The following is a 15037-nucleotide window of genomic DNA, read 5'->3' on the forward strand; positions in this document are numbered from 1 at the left end:
GTGGCCCGCCGGAAAGCGGGCCACCTTTTTGTCTATTTATCCCAAGAAGTTACCGTTACATGATAACAGCTTAACATGGCTTACTCATGTAATATGTTGATGCAGAACCATTTCAACCGTCGTGGTGAAGCTGCGGAAACAGGCACTCAACAAACTTGGCCGCTGTTGGTCTTGGTTCATGGTTGGCTAGCCCTGGTCGCTCATTGGCCTCAATGAAAATGTATTCTGGACTATCCGGTTGCTTGACCATAAAGTCGATGCCCACCACCGGAATATTGATTGCACGCGCGGCACGACAAGCCGCATTGACTAGCTCGGGATCGACAATATATGTGACGTCATGAATGGTCCCGCCAGTATGCAGATTGGCAGCCTTGCGCACCGTGATTTCATGGCCGTCTTCTAGTACGCTATCGAGCGATAGCGCCTGCTCTTGGAGACATCTTTTAGTTTCAGCGTCGATAGGGATGCGGCTTTCACCGCCAGTAGCGGCAGAGCGACGACGTGATTGAATCTCGATGAGCTTTCGAACAGATGTCTTTCCGTCACCCACCACACGTGGCGGGCGACGCACCGCCGCTGCGACAAGCTGATAATTGATAATAACCAGACGCAAATCCTCACCATCAAAACAAGCTTCCAGCAGAACCCGATCACAAACAGTGCGCGCCTGTTTGATTGCCGTTTGCAGCTGCTTCATATCGGATATTCCAACAGATATCCCCCGGCCCTGTTCTCCGCGCGCCGGTTTGACGACAAGCTTCCCATGTTGACGCAAGAAAGCTTCGAGCATTTCAGGGCGTGCGTCGGCAGAAATCTGTGCAGGCACGACCAGTCCCGCTTTTTCAACAACCCGTCTGGTCACGGCCTTATCATCACAGATCGACATCGCAACGCCGGAGGTCATCTCAGACAGGCTCTCACGACAATGAATCGAACGCCCCCCATAAGAGAGACGAAAGAAGCCGCCTTCCGCATCTGTTACATCAACCTGGACACCCCGGCGCATTGCTTCATCCACAATGATCCGCGCATAGGGGTTAAGCGCCTCAACGGCTTCGAGACGAGATGCGAAGAACTTTTCATTGATTGCGTTTTTGCACTTCACTGCAAAAAGCGGAACGCGATTGAATCCGAGTTTTTCATAAAGACGGATAGCGTTTTCATTGTCATGGAGCACCGACAAATCCATATGACGCAACCCACGCGCCTGAAAATGTTCGGCCAGCATGCGCACCAGCTTTTCACCAATGCCGGGTTGACGCGCCTGCGGATGAACCGCGAGGCACCAGAGGGACGCCCCGCGATCAGGATCGTCGAACAAGCGCTGATGGTCGATGCCAGTGACCGTTCCGACAATTTCGCCAGTGGCGTCGTCCTGAGCGACAAAATAGGTCACAGCGCGGTTGACCCGCTCGGCAGAAAAGAAATCTTCCCGAAGCTGAACCATCCCGCACGCTGCATAGACCCCGTTGATACCATCTGCATCAATTTCCGAAATGGCGCGACGAATGGTGATGCCACGTGTGCGACGCCCGCCAGCCCGGTAGGTCGACAGTTCCAGACGGTAAGTATGCGACGGATCGAGAAAAATCTCGTGCGGTGCCAGCGACAATAGCACATGCGGATCGCTGACATAAAACAGGATATCTCTACTTGCCGGAGCTTCGGCCCGCATCGCGTCAACAATGGCTTGGTTGCTGTCGAATGTCTGAGCAAACAACAAACGGCCCCATCCACAATCGAGTGCTACATTGCGATGCCTGCTATCAGTTTCCGCCTTATGGCCTTGAGAATGCTCCTGGTAAAACCCTGCACTTTCAGGCGTGCGCAAGCGGGTCAGACGATGCGAAAGAGCCTTGCCGCCCCTGGCTTTCTGCCGGGTCATACGGTCCTCACCATGGTTATGCATTTATGCCTCCTGCGTCTGGAGCCACATCTCCAACAGGCCCGCCTGCCACAATTCCGATCCACGCAGTGGCGTGATGTGGTCTGAGGGCTTTGTGAACAGACGCTCCAGGTAATCGCGCTGAAAAAGCCCACGTTCGCGCGCCTTCTGGGATGACAACGCATCGCGCAACATGTCGAGATAGGGCCCTGCGATATATTTGAGCTGCGGCACCGGAAAATAACCCTTCTTCCGGTCGATGACCTCGCTTGGGATGATCTTCCGCGCAACGTCCTTGAGGATGCCTTTGCCGCCATCGCGCAGCTTTTCCTCAGGAGGTATCCGCGCTGCCAGTTCAACGAGTTCATGGTCAAGGAAGGGCACCCGCGCTTCCAGCCCCCATGCCATCGTCATGTTATCGACGCGTTTGACCGGGTCGTCCACGAGCATCACATTGGTATCGAGCCTCAACGCGCGATCCACGGGCGTATCGGCGCCATCCTCAAGCAGCCTTTGTTCGAGAAGTTGCTGGCTGTAATCCTGTTCGGACATCCACTCTGGAGACAATTGCGTTGCAAGCACCGCATGCGTCCGGTCGCGGAATCCCTTGGCATAGTCGCTGACCACATCGTTGGAATCAATGAGAGGCGGATACCAGTGATAGCCACCGAACACCTCGTCTGCGCCCTGCCCCGATTGGACAACCTTGATGTGCTTCGACACTTCCTTCGAGAGAAGGTAAAAGCCCACATTGTCATAGGAAACCATCGGCTCCGACATGGCGGCAATGGTTCCAGGCAAGGCGTCCATGAGATCCGCCGACGGAACAAAGATTTTGTGGTGATCCGTGCCGAAATGCTTGGCTATCAGGTCCGAATAGACGAACTCATCGCCTTTCTCACCATTGGCTTCTTCGAAGCCGACAGAAAAACTCATAAGGCCGGTCTGACCTGCTTCAGCCAGCAGCCCTACAATGAGGCTGGAATCCACGCCGCCGGAAAGAAGAACGCCGACCGGAACATCAGAGATCATGCGTCTTTTGACTGCCACACGGAGCATGTCCAACAATTGCTCCTGCCATTCCTCACGGCTCAGAGCGCTGTCACCCGGCAGTCGGCGATAGGGCGCCTGCCAGTAAATCCGGTCTTTGAAATTGCCATTGGCTTCATAGACGCGCATCGTTGCAGGTGGAAGCTTACGCACACCTTCATAGATCGTGCGCGGCGGTGGAACGACCGCGTGAAAGCTCATGTAATTGTGGAGAGCAGCGCGGTCGATCGAAGTATCAACGCCGCCAGCTTTCACCAATGCTGGCAGCGAAGACGCAAAACGCAACGCGCCGCGGACCTCGGCAAGATAGAGCGGCTTTATCCCGAAACGGTCGCGAGCGAGAATGATCCTTCCCGTATCCCGTTCGTGGATTGCGAATGCGAACATACCCAAAAATCGGGAGACGCAATTTTCTCCCCACGCATGCCAGGCCTTCAGGATCACTTCCGTGTCTCCATCGGAGAAGAAGTGATAACCCTTTGCTTCAAGTTCTGCACGCAACTCGCGGAAATTGTAGATGCATCCATTGAAAACCAGTGTGAGACCGAGGTCGGCGTCGATCATTGGTTGCTGCGATTTTTCGGAAAGATCGAGGATCCTCAGTCTTCTGTGACCGAAGCCAATATTGCCCCGGATGACGATACCAGATGCGTCCGGCCCTCGGGGGCTTAAAACATCCGCCATTTTCGAGACTGCCGAAACCGATGGCGAACCGCCATCGAACCTGACTTCTCCGCAAATTCCACACATAAAAAGGGTCAAAACCTCCATTGTCATCACGAGAGCGATTTCAAACGGGAATCCGTTTGTCCCTGCCCTCGTTCATTGCACAGCCCGAAAACTGCTTTACAGCTTACGGGCAATGCCCTCACGAAAGGGGCCGTCGCATATCAACTGGCGGCGGCCCTCATAGTTGCAAATGCAAGAGCGCCGGGATGGTTCCCATTTTTATCGGTTTTTCCTAATTAGCTCCGCCAACTGTCTTGGCCTTCGCGAGCATATAATCTTCGGCGGCCAGCATATGTTCGTAGGCGATGCGTCGTGCATCCTCTGGTCTGTTCTCTATAAGTGCGGCCAGCAGGCGGTGCTGGAAAACGAGGCCAGCTTCGCGGGATGCAGGCGTTGGATCTGCATAGATGCCCCTTGCGACAGGCAGGTTCCGCAGAAGATGGTGCGTCAGCCCGCAGATGAAACCGAGCAGTCGGTCAGGACACAATCGCGCCAGCAGCGAATGGAAATCGAGTTCCGCCACACGCTGCTGGTACTGATCGTCCAGATCGATAGGCGGGCGATCATAAAGGCGCATGGTATTTTCCAGTTGGATGATATCGCGTTGCATGAGCCTGCCTGCCAGCAATGCGGCAATTTCCGGTTCCAGAAGTTTGCGGATGGAGTAGATTTCGCTCAAGCTCGGCTGATCAAAGAAGAAGAAGCTGCCCAGCATTTCCATAGCATGTCGTGCCGATGGCTCCGCCACAAATGCGCCGCCGCCCGGCCCGCTACGCGTATAGATAAGGCCTTGCGTTTCAAGTGCTTTCATTGCCTCACGAACAGTCCCCTTGGCGGCTTTGAACTGATCGATCAATTCCTTTTCCTGAGGCAACCGGTCCCCGGGCTCCAAGGTTTTCGCCCGAATGAAATCCTTGATGCGGTCGGCGATCTCTTCCGGCCTGCGCTTGGCTTTATTCACGCGGGCAAGCGCCCGTGTTTCGTCCTTGTTTTTAAGGTCCGTCTTGACCATACGCTTCTACTCTTTCCTGATGCGGGGTGCGCTTTCCAGCAATTGTCGCGTATAGGCGTGTTGCGGATGAGCGAAAAGATCATGGGTCGGGGCTTCTTCCACAATTTCTCCGAAGTACATCACCGCCACCCGATCTGAAATTGCTTCCACAACCGCAAGATCGTGACTTATGAAAAGATAAGAGAGATCGAACTCCCGTTTGAGCTGGTCCAGGAGCAATAGAACCTGAGCCTGCACCGAAACATCAAGCGCACTGACTGGTTCATCCAGCACGATAATCTCGGCCTCCGCTGCGAGTGTTCGCGCTATGGCAATCCGCTGTGCTTGCCCGCCTGAGAACTCATGCGGATAGCGTTCCAGCGTGTCTTTTGGCATCTGCACGGCATCAAGCAGTCGCACCATCTTCTGTTTGCGCTGCGCCGTGTCGAGTTTGCCCAGAAGCTTAAGCGGAACGTCAAGAATTTGTCCTATCGTCTTGCGCGGGTTGAGCGAAGCGACAGGGTCCTGAAAGACGTATTGGATGACCTTGCCAAATGCTGAAGCCCCGGCTTTGCGCAGATCGGTCGCATCGCGATCCGCGATTGTCATGTTCCCACTTGTGGGTTCCGTCAGCCCGACAAACATGCGCGCAAGGGTGCTCTTGCCGGAGCCGCTTTCGCCGACCACCGCAAGGGTCTCCCCCCGCCGCAGATCAAGAGATACTTTTTTAACGGCATCAACCTGATGGCGTTTTCGACCGAAGAGCGTTCGTCCCCCGCCGAACGTTTTGGTCAATTCACGTGCACTGATCGCAATTTCACTCATGCTGTCATGCCTTTATTCCTGCGTCCAAAGACTTTAGCTACTTTGTCCAGAAAACTTGCGCCCTGTCCGAGTTCTGGCACGCACGCAATGAGCCGCTTGGTATAGTCATGCTGCGGGTTGGACAGGACTGCCCTCGCCGTGCCAGTCTCGACAATCTCGCCATCCTTCATCACCGCAACGCGGTCGCAGATTTCTGAAACCACGCCAAAGTCATGGGTGATGAACAACAGCGCAATGCCGCGTTCACGCTGCAATTCGCGCAGCAAATCAAGAATTCTGGCCTGTACCGTTACATCGAGCGCCGTCGTCGGTTCGTCGGCGACGATGATATCGGGATCATTTGCCAGAGCCATTGCAATGCCAACACGCTGGCGCTGGCCGCCGGAAAGCTGATGCGGATAGTGACTGGCGCGTTCTCTGGCGTCTGGAATGCCAACTTTTTCAAGCAGTGCTATTGCTTGCGCGCGCCGCTCCGTTGCAGTGATGCGCCGATGCGCTCCGATCGCTTCCTCGACCTGCCAGCCGATGGAATACATCGGATGCAATGTCGTGAGCGGGTCCTGAAACACATAGGCCACCTTGCTGCCGCGAAGGACCGTCAGTTCCGTCTCCGGCATGGAAAGCACATCCCTGCCCTCAAGAAATATGGAGCCGTTGCGAATAAGCCCGGGCGGCGATGCGACAAGCCCCATGATTGAAAGTGCAGTAACGCTCTTTCCTGATCCGCTTTCCCCAATGAGGCCAAGACATTCCCCCCGTTCCAACTGGAGAGAAACATTTTTGACGGCAGGGGAGAAATGCCCGCCGCTGACGAACCCTGTTTCCAACCCATCAATCGACAATGCCGCATTGCCCAATATTTCGGGTTTTGTAACTCGATCTCTTGCGACTTCGGTTCGTGCACCGGGACGCGCAAGGGCACCGGACCGTAGGCGTGGATCAAGAACGTCGCGTACACCGTCTCCAAGGACATTCAAGCTAATCACAAGCAGGAAAATCATCAGCCCCGGAACAATCGACACATGCGGGGCATTGAAGAGCTGCGCCCTGCCCTCACCCAGCATCGAACCCAGATCAGCTTGTGGCGGCTGCGCGCCCAGACCGAGAAAGCTGAGACCAGCCGTTTCGAGGATCATCCAGCCGGCAGTCGTAGACATGGTGATGACGACTACCGGCATCACATTGGGAAGGACTTCGCTCGCTAATATCGAGATGGGGTTTTTTCCAGAAAGCCGCGCCGCGTCGATGAATTCGCGATGTGCGAGACCCAGCGTAACACCGCGTACATTGCGCGCAAAGAACGGGATATTGACGACGGCTATTGCAAACAGCGCATTCATCAGTCCGGGGCCAAGAACTGCGACAATCGCCAAAGCAAGCAGGATATAGGGAAATGCCATCAGCATATCGACACCGCGCATCATGAGATTATCGGTGCGCCCACCCACAAAGCCAGCGACGAGACCGATAGAAGAACCGATAACAGCCGCGATCAAAGTAGCAGCAAAACCCACTGCCACCGATACACGCGTCCCCCAGATGACCCGGCTCAGGATATCCCGGCCCAGTTGATCCGTTCCAAGCAAATGGCCGGACGTGAACAAGGGCTGCAAGCGCGTCGCGGGTGACGTGGCATCCGGATCGGGTAACGGCAGCAAAGGCGCCGCCAGAACGACAAGGCAGATCGCGACCAGCAGAAAAAAGCCGAAAGCGGCCAGCCGATTGCTCATGAGCAGCCCCCATGAGGTCAATCGTGTCTGCGCCGCAACCGCCGCACTTGGTGTCAGCAAACTCATGTGCGAATCCTCGGATCAAGCATGGTCTGGAAAATATCGGCAACCAGATTGAAAAGGACGTAGCTCGCAGCCACCACAAGCACACCGCCTTGGACCAGCAGAATATCGCGCGTGGATATTGCCTTCACCAGCATCGCGCCTATGCCCGGCCATTGAAATACGGTTTCGATATAGACCGCTCCGCCCAGCACAAACCCTGCCTGTATACCGATCACGGGAATGACACTGACAAGTGCAGCGCGAAACGCATGGCGGTAGATCACTCGTCGCTCGTTCAGCCCCTTGGCGCGGGCGGTGCGGATATAGTCTTGTCGCAAAACTTCCAGCATCGCGCTGCGCGTCAATCGGGCGATAACACCCGCCGCCACAACGGCAAGTGTTGCAGCCGGTAAGATCAGGTGCCAGATCAAGTCCTTCAGATCACCGCCGCCATAGACGGCATACATACCGGATGCGGGCAGAATTCGCCAATGAACAGCGAAAAGATAAATCAGCAGGAGACCGAGCCAAAATGAGGGGATGGAAATTCCAGCAAGAACGACGAAGGTGATCGCCCTGTCCGCCCAACCAAACTGACGTACGGCTGAGACGATGCCCGCCAGCAATCCGACGATGGAACACAGGACGAGCGCCACGCCAGCCAGGATCAGTGTCGCATGAAATCGTTCCAGAACCTCATCGAGTACCGGCCTGTTGAGAACGAAGGAACGGCCGAAATCGCCATGCAGCAGATTGCCGATCCAGATGAAATACTGCTGCACGAGAGGCTTATCCAGACCAAGATCGCGGTTTACTCGCTCGACGTTTTCAGGCGTTGCATAGGAGCCGAGCAATGCGGTTGCCGTGTCGCCGGGGATCATGGCCATCACGAGAAAAACAATGATCGAAAGTCCCAGCAACACCGGGATCACCGCTACAAGGCGTTTTAAAATATAGGCTGGCATTTCAAGCCCTCCTTTAAATCCGAGATACTGCTGCCCTAGACTTTGGCAAGCGGGCTTGAGGCTTACTCCTTTGTCACCGTTTTCAGATGCAGCAGGAAGGACGGTTGCAGCTTGAAGCCTTTGACGGCAGCGGTTGTCACCGCATTCTGTTTCCAATTGGCTACGAAAAGCCATGGCGCGTCGTCATGCACAATCGCCTGTACCTCGCCGTAGAGCTTGCCGCGTTCGGCCTGGCTGTTCGACGTGCGCGCTTTTTCAAGAAGCGCGTCCAGTTGCGGGTTGGAATAATAGCCGGAATTAAATCCGCCCTTGTCAGGCAAGGCATCAGTCCGCAGCGTCAGATACGGCACCGTATCCGGGTCATTGGTCATCCACGCCATTTCGGCCATATCGGCTTTGCCTTCGAGACCCGTGTTCACGCGGCCCAGAAAGGTGTTCCATTCGTAAGTCTCGATTTTAACCTTGAACCCAACGGCCTGAAGATCCGCCTGGATCGCCGCCCCCATGGTGATGGGATCAAGCATGCCAGAGCCGCCCTCTGTCACATAGAAAGTGATTTCCGGATTGGTGACACCGGCCTCGGCCAGCAATGCTTTGGCCTTTTCGGGGTCATAGGGATAAGCCTCCGTCTTGTCTTCAACCCAGTTGAACGCCGGTGGAATGGGACCGGCTGCAACAGTCGCGGAGCCTTGCAAAACATTATCGACAAGCGCCTGTTTGTTGACTGCATAATTTGCAGCCTGCCGTACCTTCTTATCAGCGAAAGGGCCAGTTTTTGCATTCAGAATAGTGAACCAGACATGAGGTCCGGCCTGTTCCGCTACGGCAAAATTCGCGTCCTGTTTGAACGTGGCAAGATTGTCTGGCGGCACTTCCACCATGACATCGAGGCCACCAGCCATCATTTCTGCAACGCGGGTATTCGGATCAGTTATTGGGCGGAACACAACGGCTTCCAAAGCGGGCGCGCCGTCCCAGTAATCGGGGTTTCGTTCCACCACAACGCGTTGACCGGATTGCCATTCGGCAAATTTGAACGGACCTGTTCCCGATGGATGCCGCCCAAACTCCTTGCCATATTTCTTCACAGCTTCGGGCGAAACGATAAGACCCGTCGGATAAGCCAGATTGGACAGAAATGGCGCAAATGGCTCTTTCAATTTGAACTCGACTGTTGTCGGATCAATCGCATTGACGGCTTCAATCGAGGAGAAATTGAACGAAAGCGGAAATGGCCCGGTGTTGTAGAAAGGATGATCCACCTTCAACATCCGATCAAAGTTGAACTTCACCGCCTCGGCGTTGAAATCGGACCCATCATGAAATTTGATACCCTGACGCAGCTTGAACCGATAAGTCTTGCCGTCATCTGAAATGGTCCAGCTTTCGGCCAATGCAGGTTCAACCTCGAGCGTCCCATCCTTATAGCGCACGAGACCATCATAGATATTGACCAGAATACGGAAATCATTGGTTGCGGTCACCGTATGCGGATCGAGCGATTGTGGCTCCGCAATCTGCCCCACGATCAACACGTTGGGCGGCGTTTGAGCCAAGGACGGCATTGCCGGTCCCGCAATTGCGAGCGCCATTGCCGCCAGCGCAGCACGAAATAATCTTCTCATCGAGCGATCCCCTTTCGTTATGCCAATTTAGCTAACTCTAATTTATAGGCATAAACTGTTCTGGATCAACAAATTATCATAATAAATTTCATACTGCTGAAAAAGGCGGACCTCAGCCCGCCCATAAACTGTGAAGGTTTCCGCTATTCGGCGGGAGTGTCTTCAGGCTTCAAATCCTGCTCGGCTTTGGTGGATTTTTGATGCGTAAAGCCCTTCAAACCCTTGGCTGTTTCTTCGGCGTCACGTTTAATTTCCACGTCGCTCATTGCATAATGAACGGCCAGTTTAGCAATTGAGGTCAAGGCGCTCAAATGAATGCGCTCATACCCATGGGACGCATCAACGCCGAATGTTAACAGCGCGGTGCGCACGTCATGCCCTGCCTCCACGGCTGAAGCCGCATCCGAACGGTAATATCGAAACACGTCTTTTTGTACCTGGATATCGTGTTCGCCACAGAGTTCATAAAGCTTCTTGGTCAGATGATAATCGAACGGCCCGGTCTGGTCGGCCATAGCGAGCGTTACGCCGAATTCCGACGAGTTCTGCCCCGGCGCGGTCGTTCCATTATCGATGGCAACGAGAGAGGCAATATCGGGAACCACCACAGCCGACGCGCCGACCCCAACTTCTTCGCCGATGGTGAAGAGCCAATAGGTGTCAACCGGCGTTTCGATCCCGCCTCGCTGCATGGCTTCGAGTGAGGCGAGCATGATGGCCACGCCTGCCTTGTCATCCAGATGGCGAGAGACGATGAAGCCGTTATCAATAAACTCTGGCGCGGGATCGACAGCAACAATATCGCCCACATCAATCCCAAGCTGAACAAGGTCTTCCTTGTTGCGTGCCAGTGCATCAACCCGCAACTCGACATGTGGCCAGCCGACCGGCTGAGTGTCGACTTCTTCGTTGAAGGTGTGCCCGGACGCCTTTAATGGCAGGACGGACCCGCGATAGGTTCCCTTGCTGGAAAAGATGGAAACCCGTGCGCCTTCTGCGAAACGGGCAGACCAGTTTCCGATAGAGACCAGTTCAAGACGACCGTTATCTTTCAGGTACTTAACCTGCGCGCCTAATGTATCCACATGCGATACGATACCCCGCGCCGGGCGCCGGGATGCGCCCGGTCTACGGGCCCGAATTGCACCGCGTCTGGTCAGCATCACTTCCAGACCGAGCATTTCCAGTTCACGGGCGACATAGCGGACGGCTTCATCCGTAAAACCCGTTGGGCTTGGTATCGAAAGAAGCGCTTTAAGCCTTGTAACGAGGTAGTCCTGATTAATGGGGATGGAGTTCTGCATAAAGCGAATGTCGCAGAATGCAGAAATATCGTCAACAAGGTGGGGCCACTCCCTCGTGAAGTTGGCCCCGTGCGGCCTTGTTATCACCGGTCTGCGAAAACGCTTTCAATCGCCGCTTTCGTTGCAGAAACGACCTGATCCGCTTCTTCCTGCGTCAGACAAAGCGGAGGCGCAAAGCCCAGAATGTCACCTTCGGGCATTGCACGCCCGATGACGCCATTGGCAAGAAGGGCGGCCGAAATTTGTGCGCCAATCTTGAGTGACGGGTCGAAGAATTGACGATCATCGCGATCTTCCACAAACTCGATAGCGGCCATCAGCCCCTCACCGCGCACATCTCCGACATGCTTGTGATCGCCGATAGCGTCCCGAAGCGCCTTGCGGAAATAAGCGCCGGTTGACCCAGCATTCTCTACCAGCTTCAGTTCGTCAATGAGCTTGAGATTTGCTACACCGGCAGCAGCACAGATCGGATGCGCGGAATAGGTCCAGCCATGACCAATCGGTCCCATCTTGTCTGATCCCTTGACCAACACTTCCCACATGTGATCCGAAACGATCGATCCGGAAAGTGGCGCATAGGCCGATGTCAATCCCTTGGCGATGGTAATCAGATCGGGTTTCATCCCGTAATGGTCTGAGCCAAACATGCTGCCGAGGCGGCCAAAGCCTGTCACGACTTCGTCTGCAACAAGCAGAATGTCGTATTTGTCGAGCACGGCCTGTATCTTCTGCCAATATCCTGCTGGAGGCGGCACGATACCCCCCGTACCCAGCACAGGCTCGCCGATGAAAGCAGCAATTGTGTCAGGCCCTTCCGCCAGGATCATCTCTTCAAGCTTGTCGGCGCAATATTGCGCGAATTGCTCTTCGCTCGTCGAGCGATCTTCGCGGCGGAAAAAGTAAGGCGCCTGCGTATGCAAGATGGGCGCGCGCGGTAGATCGAAGGCGTTATGAAAAGTCGCAAGACCGGTCAAACTACCGGTCATAACGCCGGAGCCATGATAACCGCGCCAGCGCGAGATGATTTTCTTCTTCTCGGGGCGCCCCAGAATATTGTTGTAATACCATATCAGTTTGATGTTGGTTTCATTGGCGTCGGAACCCGACAAGCCGAAATAGACGCGGCTCATATGATCGGGCGCACGATCGATAATCATCTTGGCAAGCGTAATTGACACTTCCGTACCATGGCCGACATAGGCATGATAGTAGGCGAGTTTATGGGCCTGTTCAGCGATCGCATCGGCGATCTCCTTACGGCCATAGCCGACATTCACACAGTATAGTCCGGCAAAGGCGTCAAGGCTCTGACGTCCATTCACGTCGGTGATAAACACACCCTTACCATCGTCCAACACACGGGTTGAAGTCTCACCACGTGCATGCATTCCCATATGTGTCGATGGGTGGAAAAAATGATCGCGGTCCCAGGCGGTCAATTCGTTGCTGTTGTTTAACACTGTCAGTTTCCTTTCATTGCGCGACACATTCATGCGGCGGTATCGATGCAGAGATATTTGAGTTCGGTGAAAGCGTGGATGCCGTGATGGGAACCTTCGCGTCCCAATCCGGACTGTTTCCAGCCGCCGAAGGGTATGGGCGCACCAGTGATCTTGGCGCGATTGATGGCGACCATGCCGTATTCGAGAGCACGCCCCATCCGCAGCTGCCGTGCACCATTGGCGGTCACGACATAAGCGACAAGGCCATATTCTGTATCGTTGGCCCGCGCGATGACCTCATCTTCCTGATCGAATGCAGCAATAGCTGCAACCGGGCCAAAGGTTTCTTCGTGCATGATAGCCGCACCGTCCGGCACATCGACAAGCAATGTCGGTTCATAAAACAACGTATTGTCACCGATGCGATTGCCGCCAACGAGTACCCGCGCTCCTCGCGTACGCGCATCCGCCACGTGTTCTTCGACCTTCTCGACCGCTCGGCTATGCATCAGCGGCCCGATATCCACTCCCGCTTCAAAGCCTTGGCCCACCCTGAGCGCTGCAATGCGCGCCGCAAAGGCTTCGGTGAATGACACGAGAATGCCGCGCTGAACAAAAATACGATTTGCAGCCAAACAGTCCTGACCGGAGGTTGCGAATTTCGCGGCCATGGCCACGTCTACAGCTCGCTCCAGATCGGCATCATCAAAAATGATCAATGGTGCATGCCCGCCAAGTTCCATGACAAGGCGCTTGACCGTTGCCGCACATTTGGAAGCGATCAGCTTACCGATCTCAGTAGAACCCGTGAAGCTCAAAGCGCGTATGCGCGTATCATTGCAAAGCGTATCGACGATTGGCGCCGCCTTACCTGTCACAACGTTGAAGATGCCAGCGGGAAAGCCCGCTCTTTCGCCAAGTTCCGCGAGAGCAAGTGCGGAAAGCGGCGTCTCGGATGACGGATGAACAACGACCGGACAACCCGCTGCAATAGCAGCAGCGGCCTTCCGCGTAACCATCGCGTTTGGAAAATTCCATGGCGTTACCAGCCCCACAACGCCGAGAGCCTCGCGACGTACCAGCATCTCTGCATCCGGCAGATGGCTCGCTATTGTTTCACCGTTCAGGCGTTTTGCATCTTCTGCAAACCATTCAACGAAAGACGCGCCATAATCGATTTCACCGAGGGATTCCGGAAACGGCTTGCCCTGCTCAAGCGTCATCAGTACTGCCAGGTCATCCCGGTTCTGGACGATCAGTTCGTACCATCGCCGCAGAATTCGCGCCCGCTCCTGTGGGAGCAGTTGCACCCATTCGGGAAATGCCTTTTCCGCCGCATCTATTGCTGTAAGCGTCTGGGTTTCATTCAGGCTTGCGACCCGTGCCAGGCGCTGTCCTGTCGCGGGGTCCACAACCGGAAATGTCTCCGCCTTCTCTCCAGCCACCCAACGTCTGTTGATATAGGCCAGCTCGCGAAAGAGATGTTTGTCACGCAGCCTTTTGAGCCCGTCATGTTGTATCGGATGATCCAGAACGGCATTCATCGTGCTTCTCCCAATTCAGGAAAAGCATCTCATAGGAGCACCGTTGATTTGGACCAAAGCGACCGACGCCACTGGTTATTTGGACCAAACTTGGCCCAGTGCATAGTCCGCTTGGTCTACGCTTGATCGTCGGCAAGAAGCGATAGTGGCGCAGCGCCCTTCCAATCCTTGACCAGCTTGGTCACGATATAGGTGAAATAGCGCTCGATACCGATATTCTGGTCCAAAAGCCGGTCGATCAGCCGCTGGTAGCCATCAATATCGCGCGCAGCGACCATCAGGAAATAGTCCACACCACCACCAACCGACCAGCACGAAATGATTTCCGGCAACGCCGCAACGACACGTTCAAACCGATCAAAGTCACTTTGACGATGATTTCCAAGTGTAATCTGCACAATGACATGCGCGATGGGAGCGACTTTACGGTAGGCGATATGCGCATGATAACCGGTCACTATGCCAGCTTCTTCCAGTTTGCGAAGGCGCAGCCAACACGGCGTCGGCGACAGCCCGACCTTTTCCGCCAATGCAAGTTTTGTGATTTTCGCATTCTCCTGCACCGCATCGAGAATACGCAGATCAACAGCATCGAGCTTAAGGGCAGATTTCATTCGGTTGATCCGGTTCCAGTGAGAATTCAGTGCGCTCTTCCTTGCATGAGCAGACAGGGCTGGCAAGGCTAGCCGCCAGAACAGTGCGCAAATCTAATTGTAATGATCCAATATAATCATTGACATGATCTTTCCTGTCTTTCACACATATTGCAACGAAAATAATCAAGACATGGGGAACGAGCTTGCGACCACACGGTTTCGCATATGGTGCATTATTGCGTCCTGCATTTCAGCACCAATGCAATTGGCCGCAGCCTTTCCGTTCCTCGACTAGTTTTG

General features: G+C 54.7%; 11 protein-coding genes. All 11 read right to left on the reverse strand.

The features are described from left to right. Positions 1–112: 112 nt before the first annotated feature. Entirely contained in the window at positions 113–1912 is a 1800-nt protein-coding gene (ngg, locus tag FIC94_RS14090; RefSeq protein ID WP_140025296.1) for an N-acetylglutaminylglutamine synthetase, read from the reverse strand. Continuing rightward, positions 1913–3688: an N-acetylglutaminylglutamine amidotransferase gene (locus tag FIC94_RS14095; protein WP_140025359.1), complete on the reverse strand. Its 1776-nt coding sequence runs from the start codon at positions 3686–3688 to the stop codon at positions 1913–1915. It abuts the gene before it with no gap. Positions 3689–3899: 211 nt separating this feature from the next. Next, on the reverse strand, positions 3900–4679 hold the full coding sequence (locus FIC94_RS14100) for a FadR/GntR family transcriptional regulator (protein ID WP_140025297.1): 780 nt from the start codon (positions 4677–4679) through the stop codon (positions 3900–3902). Positions 4680–4685: 6 nt separating this feature from the next. After that, positions 4686–5483: an ATP-binding cassette domain-containing protein gene (locus tag FIC94_RS14105; protein WP_140025298.1), complete on the reverse strand. Its 798-nt coding sequence runs from the start codon at positions 5481–5483 to the stop codon at positions 4686–4688. Next, positions 5480–7279: a dipeptide/oligopeptide/nickel ABC transporter permease/ATP-binding protein gene (locus FIC94_RS14110; RefSeq protein ID WP_140025299.1), complete on the reverse strand. Its 1800-nt coding sequence runs from the start codon at positions 7277–7279 to the stop codon at positions 5480–5482. The genes FIC94_RS14105 and FIC94_RS14110 overlap by 4 nt, the downstream gene beginning before the upstream one ends. Further along, positions 7276–8223: an ABC transporter permease gene (locus FIC94_RS14115; RefSeq protein ID WP_140025300.1), complete on the reverse strand. Its 948-nt coding sequence runs from the start codon at positions 8221–8223 to the stop codon at positions 7276–7278. The genes FIC94_RS14110 and FIC94_RS14115 overlap by 4 nt, the downstream gene beginning before the upstream one ends. Positions 8224–8285: 62 nt before the next feature. After that, positions 8286–9848, reverse strand: coding sequence for an ABC transporter substrate-binding protein (locus tag FIC94_RS14120; RefSeq protein WP_140025301.1), 1563 nt, complete (start codon positions 9846–9848; stop codon positions 8286–8288). A gap of 143 nt (positions 9849–9991) precedes the next feature. Then, positions 9992–11152, reverse strand: coding sequence for an osmoprotectant NAGGN system M42 family peptidase (locus FIC94_RS14125; RefSeq protein ID WP_140025302.1), 1161 nt, complete (start codon positions 11150–11152; stop codon positions 9992–9994). Between the two features lie 83 nt (positions 11153–11235). Further along, on the reverse strand, positions 11236–12615 hold the full coding sequence (locus FIC94_RS14130; protein ID WP_140025303.1) for an aspartate aminotransferase family protein: 1380 nt from the start codon (positions 12613–12615) through the stop codon (positions 11236–11238). Between the two features lie 29 nt (positions 12616–12644). Then, positions 12645–14141 (reverse strand): NAD-dependent succinate-semialdehyde dehydrogenase, encoded by a 1497-nt coding sequence (locus FIC94_RS14135; RefSeq protein WP_140025304.1) that lies wholly within the window; start codon positions 14139–14141, stop codon positions 12645–12647. 116 nt (positions 14142–14257) lie between these two features. Then, the gene (locus FIC94_RS14140) at positions 14258–14755 is read right to left on the reverse strand and encodes an Lrp/AsnC family transcriptional regulator (protein ID WP_140025305.1); all 498 of its coding nucleotides are present in this window, start codon (positions 14753–14755) and stop codon (positions 14258–14260) included. Between the last annotated feature and the right edge of the window lie 282 nt (positions 14756–15037).

This window comes from Ochrobactrum teleogrylli, from assembly GCF_006376685.1.
Classification (GTDB): Bacteria; Pseudomonadota; Alphaproteobacteria; order Rhizobiales; family Rhizobiaceae; genus Brucella; species Brucella teleogrylli.